This window comes from Pseudomonas entomophila L48 (assembly GCF_000026105.1).
Taxonomy (GTDB): Bacteria; Pseudomonadota; Gammaproteobacteria; order Pseudomonadales; family Pseudomonadaceae; genus Aquipseudomonas; species Aquipseudomonas entomophila.
The window spans coordinates 5,396,091-5,421,082 of the sequence record NC_008027.1 but is presented as its reverse complement, the minus strand read 5'-3'; the positions used below and the strand labels follow the sequence as shown (position 1 = coordinate 5,421,082).

The window sequence follows — 24,992 nt, the reverse complement described above, 5'->3', positions numbered from 1 at the left end:
TTCCATTTCGGAGCCATACATGTCCCGCGTTACCCTGAGTCGCTATCTGATTGAGCAGACCCGCAGCAACAATACCCCTGCCGATCTGCGCTTCCTGATCGAAGTGGTGGCGCGTGCGTGCAAGGAGATCAGCCACCACGTGTCCAAGGGCGCCCTGGGCGGCGTGCTGGGCAGCATGGGCACCGAAAACGTGCAGGGCGAAGTGCAGAAGAAGCTCGACGTGATCTCCAACGACATCCTGCTCGAAGCCAACGAGTGGGGCGGCCACCTGGCCGGCATGGCGTCCGAAGAGATGGACAACGCCTACCAGATCCCCGGCAAGTACCCCAAAGGCGCGTACCTGCTGGTCTTCGACCCGCTGGACGGTTCGTCGAACATCGACGTCAACGTCTCGGTCGGTACCATCTTCTCGGTACTGCGTTGCCCTAACCAGTACCTGAGCCAGAACGAAAGCCTCAACGAAGCAGCCTTCCTGCAGCCAGGCACCGAGCAGGTCGCCGCCGGCTACGCCATCTACGGCCCGCAGACCATGCTGATCCTGACCCTGGGCAACGGCGTCAAGGGCTTCACCCTGGACCGTGAACTGGGCAGCTTCGTGCTCACCCACGAAAACATCCGCGTACCGGAAACCACCGCCGAATTCGCCATCAACATGTCCAACCAGCGTCATTGGGAAGCTCCGGTACAGCGCTACGTGGGCGAGCTGCTGGCGGGTGAGACCGGTCCGCTGAAGAAGAACTACAACATGCGCTGGATCGCCTCGATGGTGGCGGACGTGCACCGCATCCTGACCCGTGGCGGCCTGTTCATGTACCCGCGCGACGCCCGTGAACCGAGCAAGCCGGGCAAGCTGCGCCTGATGTACGAGGCCAACCCGATGTCCTTCATCATCGAGCAGGCTGGCGGCGCCTCCACCAACGGTTACGATCGCATCCTCGACATCAAGCCGGAGAGCCTGCACCAGCGCGTGTCGGTCATCCTCGGCTCGAAGGAAGAGGTCGAGCGCGTCACCGCCTACCACAAGGAGTAAGTCATGCTCGCACCTTGGCAGCCGTTGCTGGAATGGTGGTTCGGTTGGGGCGCCAGTCCCCAGGCCGTGGCTGACGAGAAGAGCACGCTGTGGTTCGGCAAGCACCACGACGACGAGGCGCGCGAGCGCTTCGGCGACTTGTGCGCGCAGGCCCTGGCGGGTGGCCTCGATGAGTGGCAGCAGAGCCCGCAGGGCTGGCTGGGCCTGATCCTGCTGCTCGATCAGCTGCCGCGCATGCTCCACCGCGACACGCCGCTCGCCTTCGAAGGTGACCGACGGGCGCAGGTGGTGGCCATGCAAGGCCTGCAGAAGGGTTGGGACCACCAGCTGCTCCCCATCCAGCGGGTGTTCGTGTTGCTGGTGCTGGAGCATGCCGAGGTGCTGGACTGGCAGAACCTGTGCGTCGAGCGCTATCAGGCGCTGCTGGCTGAGCAACCCGAGGCCAACCGCCGGTTGTTCGAAGGCTTCCTCGACTATGCCGAACAGCACCAGCGGGTGATTGCCCGGTTCGGGCGCTTCCCGCACCGCAACCTGGTGCTGGGGCGGCCGAGTACCAGTGAGGAGATGGACTTCTTGCTGGAGCCTGGGTCCAGGTTCTGAATAGCCGGGCCTGCTGCGCAGGCCTTTCGCGACACAAGGCCGCTCCCACAGAGATAAGCATTCCCCTGTGGGAGCGGCCTTGTGTCGCGAAAGGACCGCAGAGCGGCCCCCGGGGCTTTCAAATCAGATCCTGAAGCTGCCCACCAGATGCTTCAACCGCTCGACCTGATGTTCCAGGTCGGTGCAGGCACGCAAGGTGCTCTGCAGGTTGTGCACCCCTTCCTGGTTCAACGTATTGATCTCGTTGATGTCGACATTGATCGACTCGACCACGGCTGTCTGCTCTTCGGTGGCGGTGGCCACCGACTGGTTCATGCCGTCGATCTCGCCGATGCGCTGGGTGACGCTGCCCAGGCGCTCGCCGGCCTGGTTGGCGATGCCCACGCTGCGGTCGCTGTGCGCCTGGCTCTGGTTCATGGTGCTGACCGCCACCTGGGCGCCGGCCTGCAGCTCCTCGATCAGGCGCTGTACCTGCTGCGCCGAATCCTGGGTGCGGTGGGCCAGGTTGCGCACCTCATCCGCCACCACGGCGAAGCCACGGCCGGCCTCACCGGCGCGGGCGGCCTCGATCGCGGCGTTGAGCGCCAGCAGGTTGGTCTGCTGCGAGATGCCGCTGATCACATCGAGAATCTGGCCGATGTTCGCGGTGTGGTTGTTCAGGGTCTCGATATTCCCGCTGGCATCGCTGATGCGCGCCGACAGCTGGTTCATCACGTCGATGGTCTCGCCGACCACCTGCTGGCCTTCCTCGGCCAGGCCACGGGCGGCGCTGGAGTGCTGCGAGGCGAGGGCGGCGTTCTGGGCGATTTCCTGGGCGGCGGCGCCCAGCTGGTTGATCGCCGCGGCCACGCTGCTGGTGCGGCTCGATTGCTGGTCGGCGTTGTGGATCGAGGCGTTGGAGGCGTTGACCACCTGGCCGGCCACTGCATTCACCTGGCCGGTGGCCGAGGCCACTTCACGGATCGATTCGTGGATTCGCTCGACGAAACGGTTGAACGACTGCGCCAGGCTGCCGAACTCGTCCTGGGCATGGATGTTCAGGCGTCGGGTCAGGTCGCCTTCGCCCTCGGCGATGTCGCGCATGGCACGGCCCATGATGTGCAGCGGTTCCATCAGCACGCGGATCAGCAGGCCCAGCAGGGCGATGATCACCACCACCGCGATCAGCGTCGCCACCACCGCCGAGGTGCGCAGCTCGCCGAGCATGGCGAAGGCCGCGTCCTGGTCGAGCACCAGTGCCACGTACCAGTCAGCCGACGGCACACCGTCGACATGGGTGAAGCTGATGAATTGCTTGCGGCCGTCGACCTCGACCTCTTTCAGGCCGCTGCCAATGCGCAGGTCGCTGCCAGGGTAGACATCGGCCAGTGCCTTGAGCGCCAGTTCGGCTTTGGGGTGGATGAGCACCTTGCCTTCGCCGTTGACGATGAAGGCATGCCCGCGGCCGCCGAAGTCCAGGGTGTTGATCAGGTTGCTGATGGTCTGCAGGTCGGTATCGACGCCGCTGACGCCGATCATGCGCCCGCCTTGCTGCACCGGGGTGGCGAGGGTGATCACCAGCTTGCCCGCCGAGACCGAGATGTACGGCTCGGTGACGATGGTCTGGCCCGCCGCGCTGGCCGCCTTGTACCAGCCGCGCACGCGCGGATCGTAGTCGGCGGCACGGTTGCCCACCGGCACCGACTGCATGCTGCCGTCCTGGCCGCCGAAGTAGGTGAGGATGAAGTTGCTGCCATACACCGGCAGCGCCAGGATGCGGTCGAGGCTGCTCTTGCCCGGGCCGTCGACGGCAACCTGCTGGGCCACCGAGTTCACCAGCTGGATACGGCTGTCGAGCCAGGTGCGGATGTTGCCGGCGGTGAGGTTGCCCAGTGACTGCAACGTCGACTCGGTGTCGCTGCGTAGCGACTGGCGCTGTCGGTAGTCGTTGAACAGGACGAAGCAGGTGAAGGCAACAGCGACCACCAGGGCGGCGGCCAGCAGGATCTTGTGGCTGAACTTGAGGTTCTTGGTCATTTTATTGAAGTCTGCGCACGGGCACGAAGGAGGGGCGGGTGCGGCAAAAGGCCACACCACGGCTCTGTGTCGGTACGCCGGGATAAAACATTAATCGTTTGCGCACCAGGCGACCAACGGCGCACAACGAAACCTCGACGGGCAGGGAACCGAGCAGCCATTTTCCCTTCTAAGCTCCCTGCAGGCCCTCGTACCTGTGTACCTATCTCCAGGAGTGTCCCTTCATGTCGTTGCGTTCCCTCGCCCTGTTGTCCTTGTGCGTCGTCCTGACCGCTTGCAGCAAGATCAACCAGGAAAACTATTCCAAGCTCAAGGCCGGCATGAACAAGGCTGAGGTCGAGCAGCTGCTCGGCACACCGAAAGAGTGTTCCGGCGCGCTGGGCATGAGCAGTTGCACCTGGGGTGACGAGAAGAGCTTCATCAGCGTGCAGTACGCTGCCGACAAGGTCCTGATGTATTCCGGTCAGGGGCTCAAATGAGGCGCCTGCACCTGCTGTTGGGGGTTTGCCTGGTGATGCTGCTCGGTGGCTGCGCCACCTCGGCCACCGACCCGCTGGCACCGAAGACCGCAGGTGCGGTCGATCTGAAGCGTTACCAGGGCAAATGGTTCGAGCTGGCGCGCCTGCCGATGAAGTACCAGGACGGCTGCGCCCAGTCCGAGGCCCACTACAACCTCAAGCCGGACGGCAGCGTGGGCGTGCTCAACCGTTGCCGCACGATGGGCGATGAGTGGCTGCGCGCAGAAGGGCATGCTACGCCGCAGCAGCCGGGGCACACCGACAAGCTGTGGGTGGAGTTCGATAACTGGTTCACCCGGCTGGTGCCTGGCGTGGCCAAGGGCGCCTACTGGATCCTCTACGTGGATGATCGCTATCGCACGGCGATCGTCGGCAGCCCGGACCGCAAGTACCTGTGGATACTTTCGCGCACGCCTTCGCTGCCGGCCTGGGAGCGGGAGAACCTGCTTGCCAGGGCGCGGCAGCAGGGCTTCGACACCAGCCGGTTGATCTGGCGCACGCCGGACAAGGATATCGTCGCCCGGCATTGAGACGGCTCAATATTTAGAGATAGCCACGCCCCCTGTGGGAACGGCCTTGTGTCGCGAAAGGGGCGCACAGCGCCCCCGGGATGTCGATGTCGATGCAGATGTTGCTGGGGCCGCTTTGCGGCCCTTTCGCGACACAAGGCCGCTCCCACAGCGCCGGCGCTTCAGGCCAGCAACTGACGCAGTACCTCGACAAACGCCACCGCGCTCGCCTCTTCCTGCTCATGCCGCCCCTGGCGCACCACCCACTGGCCGTTGACCATCACATCGCGCACCTGACGGTCGCCACCGGCGAACAGCCAGCGATTGAGGATGGCATCGCCATCGGCCACCGCCAGGTACGGGTCTTGCCCATCCAGCACCAGCCAGTCCGCTCGCTTGCCCACCGCCAGTTCACCGATCGGCTGCCCCAGCGCCTGCGCGCCGCCCACCAGCGCGGCGTCGTACAAGGTCCGCCCGACCATCGGCTGGTCCGCGCGATACAGCCGGTTGCGCCGTTGGTCGCGCAGGCGCTGGCCGTATTCCAACCAGCGCAGTTCCTCGACCACGCTCAGCGACACGTGGCTGTCCGAGCCGATCCCCATCCGCCCGTTCTGGGCCAGGAAATCCACGGCCGGGAAGATGCCATCGCCGAGGTTGGCCTCGGTGGTCAGGCACAGCCCGGCCACCGCACCACTGCGGGCCATGGCGGCGACTTCGTCGGCTTCGGCATGGGTGGCATGCACCAGGCACCAGCGCTCATCCACCTCGACATGCTCGTACAGCCATTGCAGTGGGCGAAGGCCGCTCCAGGCCAGGCAGTCGTCGACTTCCTTCTGCTGCTCGGCGATGTGGATATGGATCGGGCAAGCCTTGTCGCTGGCACCCAGCACATCGGCGATCTGCCCTGGGGTGACGGCGCGCAAGGAGTGGAAGCACAAACCCAGTTGCTGCGCCGGCTGTTGCGCCAGCAGCGGGGCAAGCTGGTGCTGCAGTTGCAGGTACTGTTCGGTCGAGTTGATGAAGCGGCGCTGCCCCTCATTGGGCGCCTGCCCGCCAAAGCCCGAATGGCTGTAAAGCACCGGCAGCAAGGTCAGGCCGATGCCGCTGGCCGCCGCGGCGGCGCTGATGCGCCGTGACAGCTCGGCCGGGTCGGCGTAGCGCTGGCCGGCCTGGTCATGGTGTACGTAGTGGAATTCCGCCACCGAGGTGTAGCCGGCCTTGAGCATCTCGATATAGAGCTGGCGGGCGATGACCTGCAACTGCTCCGGGGTGATGCGCCCGACCAGGCGATACATGAGGTCGCGCCAGGTCCAGAAACTGTCGTTGGGGTTGCCGGCCACTTCCGCCAGCCCCGCCATGGCCCGTTGGAACGCGTGCGAGTGCAGGTTGGGCATGCCCGGCAGCAACGGGCCGGCCAGGCGCTCGGCGCCCTCGGCGTCGGCATCGGCCATGATCGCGGCCAGCCGGCCATCGGCGGCGACCTCCAGGCGGACATTGCGGGCCCAGCCCGTGGGGAGCAGGGCGCGTTCGGCGAAATAGGCTGGCATCGGTGAAATCCTGTTATTGTTCAACTTGTATATACATATACAGCCGTTTGCCTGCCGGGTAAACTCCGGCAAGCTACCGTTCACTCCAACCGTACAAGGACTCAACGCCGTGCCGACACTTCCTGTCTCCGCGCTGGTTGCCCAGATGGGCGAAGGGCCGGCGCCGCTCTACGCCCGGGTGAAACAGATGATCATCCAGCAGATCGAGAGCGGCAGCTGGCCGCCTCATCATCGGGTGCCTTCCGAGAGCGAGCTGGTCAACGAGCTGGGTTTCAGCCGCATGACCATCAACCGCGCACTGCGCGAGCTGACCGCCGAGGGCCTGCTGGTGCGCATGCAGGGCGTCGGCACCTTCGTCGCCGAGCCCAAGACCCGCTCGGCGCTGTTCGAGGTCAACAACATCGCCGACGAGATCGCCGGCCGTGGCCACCAGCATAGCTGCCAGGTGATCAAGCTCGCCGAGGAAGCCGCCGGCTCCGAGCGCGCCCTGGCCCTGGACATGCGCGAAGGCCAGCGGGTGTTCCACTCGCTGATCGTGCATTACGAGAACGGCGTGCCGGTGCAGATCGAGGACCGCTACGTCAACGCGGCCATCGCCCCGGACTACCTCAAGCAGGACTTCACCCGGCAGACGCCCTACGCCTACCTGTCGCAGGTCGCGCCGCTCACCGAAGGCGAGCACGTGGTCGAGGCCATCCTCGCCGAGCCTGAAGAATGCAAGCTGTTGCAGATCGAGCGGGGCGAGCCCTGCCTGCTGATCCGCCGCCGCACCTGGTCGGGCCGCCAGCCGGTGACCGCCGCGCGCCTGATCCACCCCGGTTCCCGTCATCGCCTTGAAGGACGATTCAGCAAATGAGCCAGCTGCAGCTGTTGCGCGCCCACGACTACCCGCGCATGCCCTGGAAGAACGGTGGTGGTTTCACCGAAGAGATCACCCGTGACGCTGGCGACAGCCTGGACGGTTTCGGCTGGCGGCTGTCGATTGCCGACATCGAGGAGTCCGGTGGTTTTTCCACCTTCGCCGGGTACCAGCGGATCATCACCGTGCTGCAGGGCGATGGCATGCGCCTGCTGGTCGATGGCCAGGCCAGTCGGCCGCTGCTGCCGTTCGATGCGTTCGCCTTCAGTGGCGAGAGCCAGGTCAGCTGCAAGCTGCTGGGCGGGGCGATCCGTGATTTCAACCTGATCTATGCGCCGCAGCGGTATCGGGCGCGCTTGCAGTGGCTGGATGGCAGCAGCCGGTTGTTCAGTTCGGCGTCGACGGTGTTGCTGTTCGCCGCCGGCAATCATGTCGAGGTGGCGCTGGCCGGGCAGGGCACGCAGGAGCTTGGGCGGTATGACTGCCTGCGGATCGATGGCAACGAAGGGTTGCTGGAACTGGACGTGCAGGGGCGGTTCTGCCTGATCGAGCTGATGGCTCGCTGAATTCGTAATCTTTGAAATGGGGCTGCTGCGCAGCCCTTTCGCGGCACAAGGCCGCTCCTACAGGTCATGCGCAATCCTGTAGGAGCGGCCTTGTGCCGCGAAAGGGTCGCGCAGCGGCCCCTTTTCGTTTTCATCCGAGGAACGGTCGGCCTTTTTTGGTTGCCTATGCTTGTACATACAAGTAAAGATGTGTTTGTATAGTCACCACGACACACACATGCCGTCGGATGACCGCAGAGGACCTTTCCCGTGACTGACAACAACAAATACCGTGACGTAGAAATCCGCGCCCCGCGTGGCAACAAGCTGACCGCCAAGAGCTGGCTGACCGAAGCCCCGCTGCGCATGCTGATGAACAACCTCGACCCGCAGGTCGCCGAGAACCCCAAAGAGCTGGTGGTGTACGGCGGCATCGGCCGCGCCGCGCGCAACTGGGAGTGCTACGACAAGATCGTCGAGACCCTGACCCGCCTGGAAGATGACGAAACCCTGCTGGTGCAGTCGGGCAAGCCGGTCGGCGTGTTCAAGACCCACAGCAACGCCCCGCGCGTGCTGATCGCCAACTCCAACCTGGTGCCGCACTGGGCCAACTGGGAACACTTCAACGAGCTGGACGCCAAGGGCCTGGCCATGTACGGCCAGATGACCGCCGGCAGCTGGATCTACATCGGCAGCCAGGGCATCGTCCAGGGCACCTACGAAACCTTCGTCGAGGCCGGCCGCCAGCACTACAACGGCAGCCTGAAAGGCAAGTGGGTACTGACCGCGGGCCTGGGTGGCATGGGCGGTGCCCAGCCTCTGGCCGCGACCCTCGCTGGCGCCTGCTCGCTGAACATCGAGTGCCAGCAGAGCCGCATCGATTTCCGCCTGGAAACCCGCTACGTCGACGAACAGGCCACTGACCTGGACGACGCCCTGGCGCGCATCGCCAAGTACACTGCCGAAGGCAAGGCCATCTCCATCGCCCTGCACGGCAACGCCGCCGAGATCCTGCCGGAGCTGGTCAAGCGTGGCGTGCGCCCGGATATGGTCACCGACCAGACCAGCGCCCACGACCCGCTCAACGGCTACCTGCCGGCCGGCTGGACCTGGGAGCAGTACCGTGACCGCGCCCAGACCGACCCGGCTGCCGTGGTCAAGGCCGCCAAGCAATCGATGGCCGTGCACGTCAAAGCCATGCTCGACTTCCAGAAGCAGGGCATCCCGACCTTCGACTACGGCAACAACATCCGCCAGATGGCCAAGGAAGAGGGCGTGGCCAACGCCTTCGACTTCCCGGGCTTCGTGCCGGCGTACATCCGCCCGCTGTTCTGCCGCGGTGTCGGCCCGTTCCGCTGGGCCGCGCTGTCGGGCGACGCAGAAGACATCTACAAGACCGACGCCAAGGTCAAGGAACTGATCCCGGACGACGCCCACCTGCACCGCTGGCTGGACATGGCCCGCGAGCGCATCAGCTTCCAGGGCCTGCCGGCGCGTATCTGCTGGGTCGGCCTGGGCCTGCGCGCCAAGCTGGGCCTGGCGTTCAACGAAATGGTGCGCAGCGGCGAGCTGTCGGCGCCGGTCGTGATCGGCCGTGACCACCTGGACTCGGGCTCGGTGTCCAGCCCCAACCGCGAAACCGAAGCCATGCGCGACGGCTCCGACGCGGTCTCCGACTGGCCGCTGCTCAACGCCCTGCTCAACACCGCGGGCGGCGCCACCTGGGTTTCGCTGCACCACGGCGGTGGCGTGGGCATGGGCTTCTCCCAGCACTCGGGCATGGTCATCGTCTGTGACGGTACCGACGAAGCCGCCGAGCGCATCGCCCGCGTACTGACCAACGACCCAGGGACCGGCGTGATGCGCCACGCCGATGCCGGTTACCAGATCGCTATCGACTGCGCCAAGGAGCAGGGCCTGGACCTGCCAATGATCACCGGCTGATCGCCGCGCTTTGGATCGCCCCCCGCAGGGGTGATACTTGAACAACAAGAAGGGGCCTTGATAGGCCCCACGCGATTGGAGTAGCAACGTGACCGAACTGACCCTCAAGCCCGGCACCCTGACCCTGGCCCAACTGCGTGCCATCCATGCCGCGCCTGTGCGCCTGCAGCTGGATGCCAGCGCCGCGCCCGCCATCGACGCCAGCGTTGCCTGCGTCGAGCAGATCATCGCCGAAGACCGTACCGCCTACGGCATCAACACCGGTTTCGGCCTGCTGGCCTCGACCCGCATCGCCAGCCATGACCTCGAGAACCTGCAACGCTCACTGGTGCTGTCCCACGCCGCCGGTATCGGCGCGCCGCTGGACGACAGCCTGGTGCGCCTGATCATGGTGCTCAAGATCAACAGCCTCAGCCGTGGCTTCTCCGGCATCCGTCGCAAAGTGATCGACGCGCTGATCGCCCTGGTCAACGCCGAAGTCTACCCGCACATCCCGCTCAAAGGCTCGGTCGGCGCCTCCGGCGACCTGGCGCCGCTGGCACACATGTCGCTGGTGCTGCTGGGCGAGGGCAAGGCTCGCTACAAGGGCCAATGGCTGTCGGCCACCGAAGCCCTGGCCGTTGCCGGCCTGGAGCCACTGACCCTGGCCGCCAAAGAGGGCCTGGCCCTGCTCAACGGCACCCAGGCATCCACCGCCTACGCCCTGCGTGGCCTGTTCCAGGCCGAAGACCTGTACGCCGCGGCCATCGCCTGTGGCGGCCTGAGCGTCGAGGCGGCGCTGGGTTCGCGCTCGCCGTTCGATGCGCGTATCCACGAAGTGCGTGGCCAGCGCGGCCAGATCGACACCGCCGCCTGCTTCCGCGACCTGCTGGGTGACTCCAGCGAAGTGTCGCTGTCGCACAAGAACTGCGACAAGGTCCAGGATCCGTACTCCCTGCGCTGCCAGCCACAGGTCATGGGCGCCTGCCTGACCCAGATCCGCCAGGCCGCCGAGGTGCTGGGCATCGAAGCCAACGCCGTATCGGACAACCCGCTGGTGTTCGCCGCCGAGGGTGACGTGATTTCCGGTGGCAACTTCCACGCCGAACCCGTGGCCATGGCCGCTGACAACATCGCGCTGGCCATTGCCGAGATCGGCTCGCTGAGCGAACGCCGCATCTCGCTGATGATGGACAAGCACATGTCCCAGCTGCCACCGTTCCTGGTGGAGAACGGTGGGGTCAACTCCGGCTTCATGATCGCCCAGGTCACCGCCGCCGCCCTGGCCAGCGAGAACAAGGCGCTGTCGCACCCGCACAGTGTCGACAGCCTGCCGACCTCGGCCAACCAGGAAGACCACGTGTCGATGGCCCCGGCCGCCGGCAAGCGTCTGTGGGAAATGGCCGAGAACACCCGGGGCGTGCTGGCCATCGAATGGCTGGGCGCTTGCCAGGGCCTGGACCTGCGCAAGGGGCTGAAGACTTCGGCCAAGCTGGAGCAGGCGCGCCAGGCGCTGCGCCGCGAAGTGCCGCACTATGACCGCGACCGTTTCTTCGCGCCGGACATCGAGGCGGCCTCCACGCTGCTGGCCAACGGCACCTTGACTGGCCTGCTTCCGGCTGGGGTCCTGCCTAGCCTGTGATACCGCATTCGCCGGCAAGCCGGCTCCTACGGGGTTCTCTGTAGGAGCCGGCTTGCCGGCGAACGGCCCTCATACTCACGACCAGAACAACAATAAGGACGTGACATGCAACAAGCTCAAGGTCTCAAGCGCGGGCTATCGGCCCGGCATATCCGTTTCATGGCGCTCGGTTCGGCAATCGGTACCGGGCTGTTCTACGGCTCCGCCTCGGCCATCCAGATGGCCGGCCCGGCCGTGCTGCTGGCCTACCTGATCGGTGGTGCGGCAGTATTCATGGTGATGCGCGCCCTCGGCGAGATGGCCGTGCACAACCCGGTGGCCGGCTCCTTCGGCCACTACGCCAGCACCTACCTCGGCCCCTTGGCCGGCTTCATCCTCGGCTGGACCTACGCCTTCGAGATGGTCATCGTCGCCATCGCCGACGTGACGGCCTTCGGTATCTACATGGGCTTCTGGTTCCCCGAGGTCGCCCGCTGGATCTGGGTGCTGGGCATCGTCTTCCTGATCGGCGGCCTGAACCTGTGCAACGTGCGGGTGTTCGGTGAGATGGAGTTCTGGCTGTCGCTACTCAAGGTCGGCGCCATCGTCGCGATGATCCTCGCCGGCCTCGGCATCATGGCCTTCGGCTTCAGCCAGGTGAATACCGGGCACGCGGTCGGGGTAAGCAACCTGTTCGAGCATGGCGGCTTCATGCCCAATGGTCTCAGTGGCTTGATCGCTTCGTTCGCGGTGGTGATGTTCGCCTTCGGCGGCATCGAGATCATCGGCGTCACCGCCGGTGAAGCGAAAGACCCGCAGCGCGTGATCCCCAAGGCGATCAACGCCGTGCCGCTGCGCATCCTGCTGTTCTATGTGCTCACCCTGTTCGTGCTGATGTGCCTGTACCCCTGGCCACAGATCGGCAGCCAGGGCAGCCCGTTCGTGCAGATCTTCAGCAACCTGGGCATCGGCTCCGCCGCGGCCGTGCTCAATATCGTGGTGATTTCGGCGGCCATCTCGGCGATCAACAGCGACATCTTCGGTGCCGGCCGCATGATGTACGGCCTGGCCCAGCACGGCCAGGCGCCGCGTGGCTTTGGCAAGCTGTCGAAACACGGCGTGCCGTGGATGACGGTGGTGGTGATGGGCGCGGCGCTGCTGGTCGGCGTGCTGCTCAACTACCTGATCCCGGAGAACGTGTTCCTGCTGATCGCCTCCATCGCCACCTTCGCTACGGTGTGGGTGTGGCTGATGATCCTGGTTACCCAGGTGGCCATGCGCCGCAGCATGAGCCGCGAAGAGGTTGCCCAACTCAAGTTCCCGGTACCGTTCTGGCCCTATGGCCCGGCCATGGCCATCGCCTTCATGGTGTTCATCTTCGGTGTGCTCGGCTACTTCCCCGACACCCAGGCAGCGTTGATCGTCGGCGTGATCTGGGTGGTATTCCTGGTGGCGTCCTACCTGCTGTGGTGCAAGCCGCGCGCGGGCCGTGGCGAGCCGGCCCGGGAGCCTGTCGAGGCGCACCGTTGAAGCTTACAAGGAGATCCTGATGAGAACCCTCTGGCAGCACTGCCACGCAGCGACCATGACCGAGGGCCGTTACTCGGTCATCGAGGACGCGGCGATCGTCACCAGCGCCGGGCTGATCGAGTGGATCGGCCCCCGCGGTGACGTGCCGCCGGTCACGGCCGACCGTGTCGTCGACCTGGGCGGCGCCTGGGTCACGCCCGGGCTGATCGACTGCCACACCCACGCGGTGTTCGGTGGCAATCGCAGCGGCGAGTTCGAGCAGCGCCTGCAGGGCGTCAGCTATGCCGAGATCGCCGCCCAGGGTGGCGGCATCGCCAGCACCGTGCGGGCCACCCGCGCGGCCAGCGAAGACGCGCTGCTGGCCAGTGCCCGCCAGCGGGTCCAGGCGCTGATGCGCGACGGCGTGACCACGATCGAGATCAAGTCCGGCTACGGCCTGGATCTGGAGAACGAACGCAAGATGCTGCGCGTTGCCCGGCGCCTGGGCGAGGAGTTGCCAGTGACCGTGCGCAGCACCTGCCTGGCCGCCCACGCCCTGCCACCGGAATACACGGGCAGGGCGGACGACTACATCGACCATATCTGCGAGCAGATGCTCCCGGCACTGGCCGCCGAGGGCCTGGTGGACGCGGTGGATGCCTTCTGCGAACACCTGGCGTTCTCGCCAGCCCAGGTCGAGCGCCTGTTCATCAAGGCGCGCGGGCTGGGGCTGCCGGTCAAGCTGCACGCCGAGCAGTTGTCGTCGCTGCACGGTTCGAGCCTGGCGGCACGCTACCAGGCGCTGTCGGCCGACCACCTGGAGTTCATGACCGAAGAGGACGCCATCGCCATGGCCAAGGCCGGCACGGTCGCCGTGCTGCTGCCGGGTGCGTTCTACTTCCTGCGTGAAACCCAGCTGCCGCCGATGGATGCCTTGCGCCGCCATGGGGTGAAGATTGCCCTGGCCAGCGACCTCAACCCCGGCACCTCGCCAGGGCTGTCGCTGCGCCTGATGCTGAACATGGGCTGCACCTGCTTCCGCATGACCCCGGAAGAGGCCCTGGCGGGTGTCACCCTGCACGCCGCCACCGCGCTGGGGCTGGGCCACAGCCATGGTTCGCTGGAAGTGGGCAAGGTGGCGGACTTCGTCGCCTGGCGGATCGAGCGCCCGGCCGACCTCAGCTACTGGCTCGGCGGCGACCTGCCCAAGCGCGTGGTGCGCCTGGGCCACGAAATATCCAATTGAGCGAGGCGACATGGACAAGGTTTTGATTTTCCACCAGGGCCGCCTGCCCCTGCTGATCAGCATGCCTCACGCTGGGTTGAACCTGACTGCCGCCGTGCGCGACGGGCTGGTCGAGCCGGCACGCAGCCTGCCGGACACCGACTGGCACATTCCGCGCCTTTACGACTTTGCCCGTGAACTGGGTGCCAGTGTGGTGGCGGCGGAGTACTCGCGGTTCGTCATCGATCTCAACCGGCCGGATGACGACAAGCCGCTCTATGTCGGCGCCACCACTGGTTTGTACCCGGCGACCTTGTTTGACGGCGAGCCGTTGTTCAAGGATGGCCAGGTGCCGACCGCCGACGAACGGGCAACGTACCTGGAGGGGATCTGGCGGCCATACCACGACACGATTCGTCGTGAACTGGACCGCCTGCGCGACGAGTTCGGCTATGCGTTGTTGTGGGATGCCCACTCGATCCGCTCGCTGATCCCGCACCTGTTCGACGGCAAGCTGCCGGACTTCAACCTGGGCACTTTCAATGGTGCAAGTTGCGATCCGCAGCTGGCCGAGCGGTTGCTGGGTGTTTGCGCCGAGTTCCCGGCTTACAGCCATGTGCTCAACGGGCGTTTCAAGGGTGGGCATATCACCCGTCATTACGGTGATCCGGCCAACCAGATCCATGCGGTGCAACTGGAGCTGGGGCAGTGCACCTACATGAATGAGGTGGAGCCGTTCGGCTATCGCGAAGATTTGGCACAGCCAACGCAGGTGGTGCTCAAGCGCTTGTTGGAGACTGTGCTGGCGTGGGGCGAGGAGCGGTACCGGGGTGGTTCGCGAGGGTAGGGCGTTCGGCCGCGTCAGGGCTTACAGGTGTTCGCCGCAGGGTTTGTGGCGCCTATGAGATCGAGCGCCGCCCGCGCGGCGCATCGCGGATGAATCCGCTCCTACATCGGTTGCAACGTGCCGCACCTGCAAGGCCATGGTTGCCAGCTTTGGCGCATGGTTTGAGTCGGGCGGGGCGGCGGTAGCACCAGCCGAAAAAACGCGCGCCGTACAAACAAGGCGGTCCCGGTGTTCTTTCAGGCATAACTGGCCCGAAACAAACGTAGGAGCGGATTCATCCGCGATGCGCCGCGCGGGCGGCGCTCGATCTCGAGGGCGCTGAAGAGTCCTCGTCGCACACCTGCCAGCCCTGATGCAATCTCAAACCATGCCCTCCACCCGTGCTTCCCATCGCCAGCAAGCCCAAAACCCCGACGATTCACACGGACACATGCTCTTCGCGCGATTCAGGTTTATGATGCCCAACGGCAGATAAAAACCTCACACGGAGTGCGCAATGCAGACCCTCTACCCGCAGATCAAACCCTACGCCCGGCACGATCTGGCCGTGGAAGCGCCGCATGTGCTGTATGTCGATGAAAGCGGCTCGCCGGAAGGTCTGCCCGTGGTGTTCATCCACGGCGGCCCGGGCGCCGGCTGCGACGCGCAAAGCCGTTGCTACTTCGACCCCAATCTGTACCGCATCATCACCTTCGACCAGCGCGGTTGTGGCCGCTCCACGCCCCACGCGAGCCTGGAGAACAACACCACCTGGCACCTGGTCGAGGACCTGGAGCGCATTCGCGAGCACCTGGGCATCGAAAAATGGGTGCTGTTCGGTGGCTCGTGGGGCTCCACCCTGGCCCTGGCCTACGCCCAGACCCACCCCGAGCGCGTGCATGGCCTGATCCTGCGTGGCATCTTCCTGTGCCGCCCGCAGGAAATCAGCTGGTTCTACCAGGAAGGCGCCAGCCGCCTGTTCCCCGACTACTGGCAGGACTACATCGCGCCGATCCCGCCGGAAGAGCGCGGTGACCTGGTCAAGGCCTTCCACAAGCGCCTGACCGGCAACGACCAGATTGCCCAGATGCACGCCGCCAAGGCCTGGTCCACGTGGGAGGGCCGTACCGCCACCCTGCGCCCGAACCCGCTGGTGGTCGACCGCTTCTCCGAGCCGCAACGCGCCCTGTCGATCGCCCGCATCGAATGCCACTACTTCACCAACAACGCCTTCCTGGAGCAGGATCAGCTGATCCGCGACATGCCGAAGATCGCCCACCTGCCCGCAGTGATCGTGCATGGTCGCTACGACGTGATCTGCCCGCTGGACAACGCCTGGGAACTGCATCAGGCCTGGCCGAACAGTGAATTGAAGGTCATCCGCGACGCTGGCCACGCCGCCTCCGAGCCCGGCATCACCGACGCCCTGGTGCGCGCTGCCGACCAGATGGCTCGGCGCCTGCTCGACCTGCCTCTGGAAGAAGCATGAAGGGGTTGATCCAGCGCGTACGCGGCGCGCGGGTGGAAGTGGCGGGGGAGATCGTCGGCGCCATCGACAACGGGTTGCTGGCGCTGGTGGCGGTCGAGCCTGAAGATACGCCCGAGCATGCCGACAAACTGTTGCACAAGCTGCTGAACTACCGGGTGTTCAGCGACGAGCAGGGCAAGATGAACCGCTCGCTCAAGGACATCGGCGGTGGCCTGCTGCTGGTGTCGCAGTTCACCCTGGCCGCCGACACCCGCAATGGCATGCGCCCGAGCTTCTCGACGGCAGCACCGCCGGCCCTCGGCGCCGAGCTGTTCGACTATCTGCTGCAGCGAGCGCAGGGCCAGCACCCGGATGTGGCCAGCGGTCGCTTCGGTGCAGACATGCAGGTGCATCTGGTCAATGATGGCCCGGTAACATTTATGTTACAAATATGAGGTCAAAAAACCCTTTGTTTGTCGAAAAACAAGGGGTTTTGTACGATAAATAGTTTGTCCAGCCTGATGCGTTGTAACGCGTCCTGCTGGATAATCGCGCGCTGCATGAACCTGCGTTCGCAGGTTCGTTTCACTTTGACTCGAGCATTGTCAGGATCCGTTTGGGGAATCATTACGCCCTCACGGGGTCCGAACAGTGCTCGCCAACCCGGCATTGGTCGCTGGCCGTTGGTTTCATGATCTGTTTTCGGCGAGGATTGCTCGTGATTGTAAGCCCCTGTATTGCACCTAGAATCCCCGGTACCCGGCTGCGCAAGGCCATGCTGGCCGGCGTGGCGCTGGTCGGCCTGTTGAGCGCGGGCCAGCTGTGGGCATTCAATCTTGACGATGTTGCAGCCAAGGCAAAGGATCTGGCCGGCCAGAAGTACGAGGCACCGAAGAGCAACCTGCCTCCGGTGTTCCGCGACATGAAGTACGCCGACTACCAGAAGATCCGCTTCCTGCAGGAAAAGGCCGAGTGGGCCAAGGACAAGACGCCGTTCAAGCTCTCGTTCTACCACCAGGGCATGCACTTCGATACGCCGGTGACCATCAACGAGATCACCGCCAACAAGGTCGAAGAGATAAAGTACGACCCGAGCCGCTTCGAGTTTGGCGACGTGCCGCATGACGCCGATGCCACCAAGAACCTCGGCTACGCCGGTTTCCGCGTGCTCTACCCCATCAACAAGGCCGACAAGCAGGACGAGATCATGACCCTGCTTGGCGCCAGCTACTTCCGCGTGGTCGGCAAGGGCCACCGCTACGGCCTGTCGGCCCGTGGCCTGGCCATCGACACCGCGCTGCCTTCCGGTGAAGAGTTCCCGCGCTTCCGCGAGTTCTGGATCGAGAAGCCCAAGCCGAAAGACAAGCACCTGGTGATCTACGCCCTGCTGGATTCGCCGCGTTCCACCGGCGCCTACAAGCTCACTCTACGTCCGGGCGAGGACACCTTGGTCGACGTCAAGTCGCGCGTCTACCTGCGTGACAACGTCAGCCGCCTGGGTATCGCACCGCTGACCAGCATGTACCTGTTCGGCCCCAACCAGCCGTCGAAAGTCATGAACTACCGCCCGGCCCTGCACGATTCCGAAGGCCTGTCGATCCATGCCGGCAATGGCGAGTGGCTGTGGCGCCCGCTGAACAACCCGAAACACCTGGCCGTGAGCAACTTCAGCGTGGAGAACCCGCGTGGTTTTGGCCTGCTGCAGCGCCAGCGCGACTTCAGCGACTACGAAGACCTCGACGACGAATACGAAAAGCGTCCGAGCACCTGGATCGAACCGAAGGGCGACTGGGGCAAGGGTACCGTCGATCTGGTCGAGATCCCGACCGCCGACGAGACCAACGACAATATCGTGGCGTTCTGGAGCCCGGAAAAGCTGCCTGAAGTGGGCAAGCCGTTCGAGTACGACTACCGCCTGCGCTGGACCATCAAGGAAGATCAGCTGCACTCGCCTGAGCTGGGCTGGGTCAAGCAGACCCTGCGTTCCACCGGCGACGTCAAGCAGTCCAACCTGATCCGTCAGGCCGATGGCACCGTCGCCTTCCTGGTCGACTTCATCGGCCCGAACCTGGCCACCCTGCCGGCGGACACCGCCGTGCGCAGCCAGGTCAGCGTCGGCGACAACGCCGAAGTGGTCGAGAACAACCTGCGCTACAACCCGGAAACCAAGGGCTGGCGCCTGACCCTGCGCCTGAAGGTGCAGGACCCGAAGAAAGCCACCGAGATGCGTGCCGCGTTGCTGCGTGACGTACCGGTGGAGGCGCCGAAACCCGCCAAGGACAGCAAGCAGGACAAGGCCGCGGCCAAGCATGCCCACGCCAAGGCTGAAAAAGCCAAGGCCGAGCAGCCTGCCGAGCAACCCGCCGCCGACGCGGCATCCACCAACGGGACCCCGGCCACCACCGAAAAAGTGCTGACCGAGACCTGGAGCTATCAGTTGCCTGCCGATGAGTAACTCAAGCGCAAGGCCGGAATCGCTGAGCGAGTACCTGGCCCACCTCCCCCTGAGCGACGAGCAGCGTGCGGAACTCGCCCGCTGCACCTCGTTCAGCGAGCTGCACCAACACCTGGCGGCCCAACCGGCCGCCAGCACCACCGAGGCCGCCCAGGCCTCGGTGGGCCCCCGTCTCACCGTCGGCAGCGCCGCCGAGCTGGAAGAAGCCGAGATGCTCGGTGTCGATGCCAGCGGGCGGCTGTGCCTGAAGATCGCCCCGCCGATCAAGCGCACCAAGGTCGTCCCCGAACCGTGGCGCACCAACGTGCTGATCCGCATGTGGCGGCGCATGACCGGCCGCACCAACGCCCCGCAGCCGCCCAAGCGCGAGCTGCCGCCGGCGCGCTGGCGCACGGTCGGTTCGATCCGCCGCTACATCCTGCTCACCCTGATGATCGGCCAGACCCTCGTCGCCGGCTGGTACATGAAGGGCATCCTGCCGTACCAGGGCTGGTCGTTCGTCGACTTCGACGAAATCGTCCACCAGCCGCTCTGGGACACGGTGGTGCAGGTCTGGCCCTATGCCTTGCAGACCTCCATCCTGGTGCTCTTCGGCATCCTCTTCTGCTGGGTGTCGGCGGGCTTCTGGACCGCGTTGATGGGCTTCCTCGAGCTGCTCACCGGGCGTGACAAGTACAAGATTTCCGGCAGCAGCGCCGGCAACGAGCCGATCGCCCCCGAAGCGCGCACCGCGCTGGTGATGCCGATCTGCAACGAAGACGTGCCGCGCGTGTTCGCCGGCCTGCGCGCGACGTTCGAGTCGGTGGCCGCCAGCGGCAACCTCGACCGTTTCGACTTCTTCGTGCTCAGCGACACCAACGACACCGACATCGCCGTTGCCGAACAGCAGGCATGGCTGGACGTGTGCCGCGAGGCGAAAGGCTTCGGCCGCATCTTCTACCGCCGCCGCCGCCGCCGCGTGAAGCGCAAGAGCGGCAACCTCGACGACTTCTGCCGTCGCTGGGGTGGCGAGTACAAGTACATGGTCGTGCTCGACGCCGACAGCGTCATGAGCGGCGAGTGCCTGAGCAGCCTGGTGCGCCTGATGGAGGCCAACCCGGACGCCGGCATCATCCAGACCGGGCCGAAGGCCTCGGGCATGGACACCCTGTATGCGCGCCTGCAGCAGTTCGCCACCCGCGTGTACGGCCCGCTGTTCACCGCCGGCCTGCACTTCTGGCAGCTGGGCGAGTCGCACTACTGGGGCCACAACGCGATCATCCGCATGAAGCCGTTCATCGAGCACTGCGCCCTGGCGCCGTTGCCGGGCAAGGGCGCCTTTGCCGGTGCGATCCTCTCCCACGACTTCGTCGAAGCCGCGCTGATGCGCCGTGCCGGCTGGGGCGTGTGGATCGCCTACGACCTGCCGGGCAGCTATGAAGAGCTGCCACCCAACCTGCTCGACGAACTCAAGCGTGACCGTCGCTGGTGCCACGGCAACCTGATGAACTTCCGCCTGTTCCTGGTCAAGGGCATGCACCCGGTACACCGCGCCGTGTTCCTCACCGGGGTGATGTCGTACCTGTCGGCGCCGCTGTGGTTCCTGTTCCTGGTGCTGTCGACGGCGCTGCTGGCGACCAACACGCTGATGGAGCCGCAGTACTTCATCGAGCCGTTCCAGCTCTACCCGCTGTGGCCGCAGTGGCACCCGGAGAAGGCCATCGCGCTGTTCTCCACCACCATCGTGCTGCTGTTCCTGCCCAAGTTGCTCAGCGTCATCCTGATCTGGGCCAAGGGCGCCACCGAGTTTGGCGGGCGCGTCAAGGTCACCCTGTCGATGTTGCTGGAGATGCTGTTCTCCATGCTGCTGGCGCCGGTGCGGATGATCTTCCACACCCGCTTCGTGCTGGCCGCGTTCCTCGGCTGGGCGGCGACCTGGAACTCGCCGCAGCGTGACGACGACTCCACCCCGTGGAGCGAAGCGGTGCGCCGCCATGGTCCGCAGACATTGCTGGGCATTGCCTGGGCGAGCCTGGTGGCCTGGCTGAACCCGAGTTTCCTGTGGTGGCTGGCACCGATCGTCGGTTCGCTGGTGCTGTCGATCCCCGTTTCGGTGATTTCCAGCCGCGTGCGCCTGGGCCTGGCGGCCAGGGACGAGAAGCTGTTCCTGATTCCCGAGGAGTACGCCACGCCGCCCGAGCTGCTGGCCACCGACCAGTACACCCACGAGAACCGCTGGCATGCGCTGCATGACGGCTTCGTGCGTGCCGTGGTCGACCCGCGCCAGAACGCCCTGGCCTGTGCCATGGCCACTGCGCGTCATGGCCAGGCGGCACCGATCGAAGCGCTGCGCGCGGAGCGCGTTGCCAAGGCACTGGAAGTCGGCCCGAAAGGCCTGGACGGCAACACCCGTCTGGCCCTGCTGAGCGACCCGGTGGCGCTGTCGCGCCTGCACGAGCAGGTCTGGGCCGAGCACAACACAGCCTGGATCGATGTGTGGCGTGCGTCCATCGACAACGATCCGCACTCGCCGTTGTTGCCGCTGCATCCGGAGAACGTGGCTCAGCCAGCCCTGGCTTGAGTCTGATCCACCCCATTCGCCGGCAAGCCGGCTCCTACAGGTTCACCCTCGACCTCGTAGGAGCCGGCTTGCCGGCGAACAGGGGCAACACCCCCCGCCTTCTTATTGTTTTTTTGGCCAACAAAGTCCCCCCCGGCTCTAGGTCCCAGCCCACGCATGCGTTAGCATCCCACCCGACATTACGCATCGGTCTGTCAGGCCATGCTTACAAGAACAAATCGTGTACTTCTTGCTAGGGGACTTGGTGATGATGAAGAAATACCTGTCGCGGCTGCTGGTCGGTGCGACCGCCCTCATCGCGGTAACCGCCGCCCAGGCGGGCGCCATCGACGATGCGGTCAAGCGCGGCACCCTGCGTGTGGGCATGGACCCGACCTACATGCCGTTCGAGATGACCAACAAGCGCGGTGAGATCATCGGCTTCGAAGTCGACATTCTCAAGGCGATGGCCAAGTCCATGGGCGTCAAGCTGGAGACAGTCTCCACCGCCTACGACGGCATCATCCCGGCCCTGCTGACCGACAAGTTCGACTTCATCGGCAGCGGCATGACCCTCACCCAGGAGCGCAACCTGCGCCTGAACTTCAGCGAACCCTTCATCGTCGTCGGCCAGACCCTGCTGATCCGCAAGGAGCTGGTGGGCGAGATCAAGTCGTACAAGGACCTGAACAACGAGAAGTACCGCATCACCTCCAAACTGGGCACCACCGGCGAGATGGTCTCCAAGAAGCTGATCGGCAAGGCCAAGTACCACGGCTATGACAACGAGCAGGAAGCGGTGATGGACGTGGTCAACGGCAAGGCCGACGCCTTCGTCTACGACGCGCCGTACAACGTGGTGGCCGTGGAGAAGGCCGGTGCCGGCAAGCTGGCGTTCCTGGAGGAACCCTTCACCTACGAGCCGCTGGCCTTCGGCCTGAAGAAAGGCGACTACGACAGCATCAACTTCATCAACAACTTCCTGCACCAGATCAAGCATGACGGGACCTACGATCGTATCCACGACAAGTGGTTCAAGAACAAGGACTGGCTGAAGGAAATGGAATAAGGCCCGGGCCACAAGCCCAGGCTCTGACCCTGACGCGCAGGTGGCGCTGAGGGTGGCAGGTCGAGGACAGCGGATGTTTTCGCTGGCCTCTTCGCGGGTAAAACCGCTCCCACAGGTGTCGCCAAGCCCTGTAGGAGCGGGTTTACCCGCGATGAGGCCAGCAAGTACAGCGCACACTTCGCAGGCCACCGCCAAAGCTCCACCCAGCGCGTTTCTTTTTTTGCGGAAGTACCCCAAGTGATCAAACACAAGAAAGCCCAGTGGCCCTGGCATGGGTTGACCGCGCTGGTCCTGGTGGGCCTGGCGTTCAGCCTGTACCTGGCCACCTCGATGATTTCCTACGAGTGGCGCTGGAACCGCGTTCCGCAATACTTCGCCTACAAGGCCGAGGAAACCCAGCGTGCCGCCAACCCAGGCACGATCGAGGAAATCGTGGTGTCCGGCGACAACGCCCGGGTCACCCTGAAAGATGAAGGCGGTGACACCCAGGTCATCGAAGTGGCCAGCGACAGCCTGCTGCTGGCCCGTGGCGATGATGTCGCCGAAGGCGACGCCATCGGCGTGACTCGCCATTGGGCTGCTGGCCCCTTGGCCTGGGGCCTGTGGACCACGCTGTGGATCTCGGTGATCTCCGGCGCCCTGGGCCTGGTGATCGGCCTGTTCGCTGGCCTGTGCCGGCTGTCGAACAACCCGACCCTGCGCGACCTGTCCACGGTCTATGTCGAACTGGTACGTGGCACGCCGCTGTTGGTGCAGATCTTCATCTTCTACTTCTTCATCGGCACCGTGCTCAACCTGTCCCGTGAATTCGCCGGGGTCGCGGCCCTGGCACTGTTCACCGGCGCCTACGTGGCCGAGATCGTCCGCGCCGGCGTGCAGTCGATCGCCAAGGGCCAGAACGAAGCGGCGCGCTCGCTGGGCCTGAACGGCAGCCAGTCGATGCGCCATGTGATCCTGCCCCAGGCCTTCAAGCGCGTGCTGCCACCGCTGGCCGGGCAGTTCATCAGCCTGGTGAAGGACACCTCGCTGGTGTCGGTGATCGCCATCACCGAGCTGACCAAGAGCGGCCGCGAGGCCATCACCACGTCGTTCTCGACCTTCGAGATCTGGTTCTGCGTGGCCGGCCTGTACCTGCTGATCAACCTGCCGCTGTCGCACATCGCCAGCCGGCTCGAGCGGAGGCTTGCGCAAAGTGATTGAAGTTCGTGACCTGCTGAAAGTCTTCGACACCCGCGGCATGGTGGTGCGCGCGGTAGACAACGTCACCACCCGCGTCGCCAAGGGCGAGGTGGTGGTGGTGCTCGGGCCTTCGGGCTCGGGCAAGTCGACCTTCCTGCGCTGCCTGAACGGCCTGGAGCATTTCGACGACGGCCATGTGGCCATCGACGGCCTGCAATTGGACGACCCGAAGACCGATATCAACGCCTATCGCCGTGAAGTCGGCATGGTATTCCAGCACTTCAACCTGTTCCCGCACATGACCGTGCTGGAGAACCTGTGCCTGGCGCAGAAGGTGGTGCGCAAGCGCGGCAAGGCCGAGCGCGAGGCCAAGGCACGGGCGCTGCTGGAGAAGGTCGGCATCGCCCAGAAGGCCAACGAGTACCCGTCGCGGCTCTCGGGTGGCCAGCAGCAGCGGGTGGCCATCGCCCGCGCCCTGGCGATGGACCCGAAGGTGATGCTGTTCGACGAGCCGACCTCGGCGCTTGACCCGGAAATGGTCGGCGAGGTGCTTGACGTGATGAAGACCCTGGCCCAGGAAGGCATGACCATGGTCTGTGTCACCCACGAAATGGGCTTTGCCCGAGAAGTGGCCGACCGGGTGCTGTTCTTCGACCATGGCAAGCTGCTGGAAGACTCGGCGCCGCGGGAGTTCTTCGCCGCGCCGAAGGATCCGCGGGCGCAGGCGTTCCTGCGTCAGGTGCTGTAGCACCTGTTCGCCGGCAAACCGGCTCCTACAGGCAATTTGTAGGAGCCGGCTTGCCGGCGAACCGGCCTCAAAGGCTGAACCGCCCCACCATCCCCCGCAACGCCCGCCCCAGCTGTTCCAACTCCCCGCTTGAAGCCGCCGTCTGCTCACTGGCTTCATGGGTCTGATCGGACACATCCCGCACATTCATCACGCTGCGATTGATCTGCTCGGCAACCACGCTCTGCTGTTCGCTGGCGGTGGCGATCTGCTGGTTCATGCCCTGGATGGTCGATACGGTTTCGGTGATCTGCCCCAGTGCATCGCCCGCCTGGCGGCTGAGTTCGACGCTCTGCTCGGTGAGCTGCCTGCTGTCGTCCAGCAGCCCCATTACCTGGTCGGTGCCGCTGTGCAGGTTGTCGATCAATTGCTCGATCTCCTCGGTGGACTGCTGGGTGCGCTGGGCCAGGCCGCGCACCTCGTCGGCGACCACGGCGAAGCCGCGTCCGGCCTCGCCGGCCCGCGCCGCCTCGATGGCGGCATTGAGCGCCAGCAGGTTGGTCTGCGCGGACACCGATTTGATCACATCGAGGATCGAGCCGATCCGCTGGCTTTCACCCGCCAGGTGGCCCATGGCGGCCTGGCAGTGTTCCATCTGCCCGGCCAGTTGCTCGATGCGCCCGACTGCCTGGGCCACCACCTGGTCGCCGCGTTGCGCCTGCTCATCGGCCGCAGTCGCCGCCCGCGAGGCCTGCTCGGCGTTCTGCGCCACTTCCTGGACCGTGGCGCTCATCTGGTTCATCGCCGTGGCCACCTGGTCGGTTTCC

21 protein-coding genes and 1 pseudogene are annotated in these 24,992 nt (G+C 65.1%); 18 read left to right on the top strand and 4 right to left on the bottom strand.

Features of this window, described 5'->3' with window-relative positions; genetic code table 11:
- The first annotated feature begins 19 nt into the window (after positions 1–19).
- Both PSEEN_RS23610 and PSEEN_RS23605 read left to right on the top strand, forming a co-directional pair.
- Positions 20–1,030: a class 1 fructose-bisphosphatase gene (locus tag PSEEN_RS23610; protein ID WP_011536096.1), complete on the top strand. Its 1,011-nt coding sequence runs from the start codon at positions 20–22 to the stop codon at positions 1,028–1,030.
- A 3-nt stretch (positions 1,031–1,033) separates the two neighbouring features.
- Complete coding sequence (locus PSEEN_RS23605) at positions 1,034–1,630, top strand: DUF924 family protein (protein WP_011536095.1); 597 nt, start codon at positions 1,034–1,036, stop codon at positions 1,628–1,630.
- A gap of 123 nt (positions 1,631–1,753) precedes the next feature.
- Here the strand turns inward: PSEEN_RS23605 and PSEEN_RS27450 are convergent, their stop codons facing one another.
- Both PSEEN_RS27450 and PSEEN_RS27445 read right to left on the bottom strand, forming a co-directional pair.
- The gene (locus tag PSEEN_RS27450; protein WP_420806634.1) at positions 1,754–2,479 is read right to left on the bottom strand and encodes a methyl-accepting chemotaxis protein; all 726 of its coding nucleotides are present in this window, start codon (positions 2,477–2,479) and stop codon (positions 1,754–1,756) included.
- Between the two features lie 129 nt (positions 2,480–2,608).
- Positions 2,609–3,646 (bottom strand): annotated as a pseudogene (locus PSEEN_RS27445) (HAMP domain-containing protein); the annotation flags it as partial.
- A 224-nt stretch (positions 3,647–3,870) separates the two neighbouring features.
- Between PSEEN_RS27445 and bamE the strand changes: the two are divergent.
- Both bamE and PSEEN_RS23590 read left to right on the top strand, forming a co-directional pair.
- A complete protein-coding gene (gene bamE / locus PSEEN_RS23595) occupies positions 3,871–4,125 on the top strand; it encodes an outer membrane protein assembly factor BamE domain-containing protein (protein ID WP_011536093.1) in 255 nt (84 codons plus the stop codon).
- Positions 4,122–4,694, top strand: coding sequence for a lipocalin family protein (locus PSEEN_RS23590; protein ID WP_044488521.1), 573 nt, complete (start codon positions 4,122–4,124; stop codon positions 4,692–4,694). Before bamE ends, PSEEN_RS23590 begins: the two co-directional genes overlap by 4 nt.
- Before the next feature lie 161 nt (positions 4,695–4,855).
- On the opposite strand, the gene PSEEN_RS23585 is transcribed toward PSEEN_RS23590, so the two are convergent.
- Positions 4,856–6,220 carry a formimidoylglutamate deiminase gene (locus PSEEN_RS23585; protein WP_011536091.1) on the bottom strand — a complete coding sequence of 455 codons (1,365 nt, stop codon included), beginning with the start codon at positions 6,218–6,220 and terminating at the stop codon, positions 4,856–4,858.
- 145 nt (positions 6,221–6,365) lie between these two features.
- Between PSEEN_RS23585 and hutC the strand changes: the two genes are divergently transcribed.
- The 14 genes from hutC to PSEEN_RS23515 all read left to right on the top strand — a co-directional run bounded on the left by hutC (position 6,366) and on the right by PSEEN_RS23515 (position 24,186).
- Positions 6,366–7,076, top strand: a complete 711-nt coding sequence (gene hutC, locus PSEEN_RS23580; RefSeq protein WP_162042970.1) for a histidine utilization repressor — start codon at positions 6,366–6,368, stop codon at positions 7,074–7,076.
- Positions 7,073–7,645, top strand: a complete 573-nt coding sequence (locus PSEEN_RS23575; RefSeq protein WP_011536089.1) for a HutD/Ves family protein — start codon at positions 7,073–7,075, stop codon at positions 7,643–7,645. The genes hutC and PSEEN_RS23575 overlap by 4 nt, the downstream gene beginning before the upstream one ends.
- A 249-nt stretch (positions 7,646–7,894) precedes the next feature.
- On the top strand, positions 7,895–9,568 hold the full coding sequence (hutU, locus tag PSEEN_RS23570; protein WP_011536088.1) for a urocanate hydratase: 1,674 nt from the start codon (positions 7,895–7,897) through the stop codon (positions 9,566–9,568).
- 88 nt (positions 9,569–9,656) lie between these two features.
- Positions 9,657–11,189, top strand: a complete 1,533-nt coding sequence (gene hutH / locus PSEEN_RS23565) for a histidine ammonia-lyase (RefSeq protein WP_011536087.1) — start codon at positions 9,657–9,659, stop codon at positions 11,187–11,189.
- A gap of 105 nt (positions 11,190–11,294) precedes the next feature.
- Positions 11,295–12,698 carry an amino acid permease gene (locus tag PSEEN_RS23560; RefSeq protein ID WP_011536086.1) on the top strand — a complete coding sequence of 468 codons (1,404 nt, stop codon included), beginning with the start codon at positions 11,295–11,297 and terminating at the stop codon, positions 12,696–12,698.
- A 19-nt stretch (positions 12,699–12,717) separates the two neighbouring features.
- Entirely contained in the window at positions 12,718–13,923 is a 1,206-nt protein-coding gene (gene hutI / locus PSEEN_RS23555) for an imidazolonepropionase (RefSeq protein ID WP_011536085.1), read from the top strand.
- A gap of 10 nt (positions 13,924–13,933) precedes the next feature.
- Positions 13,934–14,749 carry an N-formylglutamate deformylase gene (gene hutG, locus PSEEN_RS23550; RefSeq protein WP_011536084.1) on the top strand — a complete coding sequence of 272 codons (816 nt, stop codon included), beginning with the start codon at positions 13,934–13,936 and terminating at the stop codon, positions 14,747–14,749.
- Positions 14,750–15,245: 496 nt separating this feature from the next.
- A complete protein-coding gene (gene pip, locus PSEEN_RS23545; protein ID WP_011536083.1) occupies positions 15,246–16,217 on the top strand; it encodes a prolyl aminopeptidase in 972 nt (323 codons plus the stop codon).
- Positions 16,214–16,651 carry a D-aminoacyl-tRNA deacylase gene (gene dtd / locus PSEEN_RS23540; protein WP_011536082.1) on the top strand — a complete coding sequence of 146 codons (438 nt, stop codon included), beginning with the start codon at positions 16,214–16,216 and terminating at the stop codon, positions 16,649–16,651. The genes pip and dtd overlap by 4 nt, the downstream gene beginning before the upstream one ends.
- Before the next feature lie 263 nt (positions 16,652–16,914).
- Positions 16,915–18,651 carry a glucan biosynthesis protein G gene (locus PSEEN_RS23535; RefSeq protein WP_011536081.1) on the top strand — a complete coding sequence of 579 codons (1,737 nt, stop codon included), beginning with the start codon at positions 16,915–16,917 and terminating at the stop codon, positions 18,649–18,651.
- Positions 18,644–21,211: a glucans biosynthesis glucosyltransferase MdoH gene (gene mdoH, locus PSEEN_RS23530; protein ID WP_011536080.1), complete on the top strand. Its 2,568-nt coding sequence runs from the start codon at positions 18,644–18,646 to the stop codon at positions 21,209–21,211. The genes PSEEN_RS23535 and mdoH overlap by 8 nt, the downstream gene beginning before the upstream one ends.
- A 250-nt stretch (positions 21,212–21,461) precedes the next feature.
- Positions 21,462–22,259, top strand: a complete 798-nt coding sequence (locus tag PSEEN_RS23525) for a transporter substrate-binding domain-containing protein (RefSeq protein ID WP_044488904.1) — start codon at positions 21,462–21,464, stop codon at positions 22,257–22,259.
- A gap of 237 nt (positions 22,260–22,496) precedes the next feature.
- Positions 22,497–23,459 carry an amino acid ABC transporter permease gene (locus tag PSEEN_RS23520; RefSeq protein ID WP_011536078.1) on the top strand — a complete coding sequence of 321 codons (963 nt, stop codon included), beginning with the start codon at positions 22,497–22,499 and terminating at the stop codon, positions 23,457–23,459.
- A complete protein-coding gene (locus PSEEN_RS23515) occupies positions 23,452–24,186 on the top strand; it encodes an amino acid ABC transporter ATP-binding protein (protein ID WP_011536077.1) in 735 nt (244 codons plus the stop codon). Before PSEEN_RS23520 ends, PSEEN_RS23515 begins: the two co-directional genes overlap by 8 nt.
- 67 nt (positions 24,187–24,253) lie before the next feature.
- On the opposite strand, the gene PSEEN_RS27440 is transcribed toward PSEEN_RS23515, so the two are convergent.
- Complete coding sequence (locus PSEEN_RS27440) at positions 24,254–24,967, bottom strand: methyl-accepting chemotaxis protein (RefSeq protein ID WP_420806633.1); 714 nt, start codon at positions 24,965–24,967, stop codon at positions 24,254–24,256.
- Positions 24,968–24,992 lie beyond the last annotated feature (25 nt).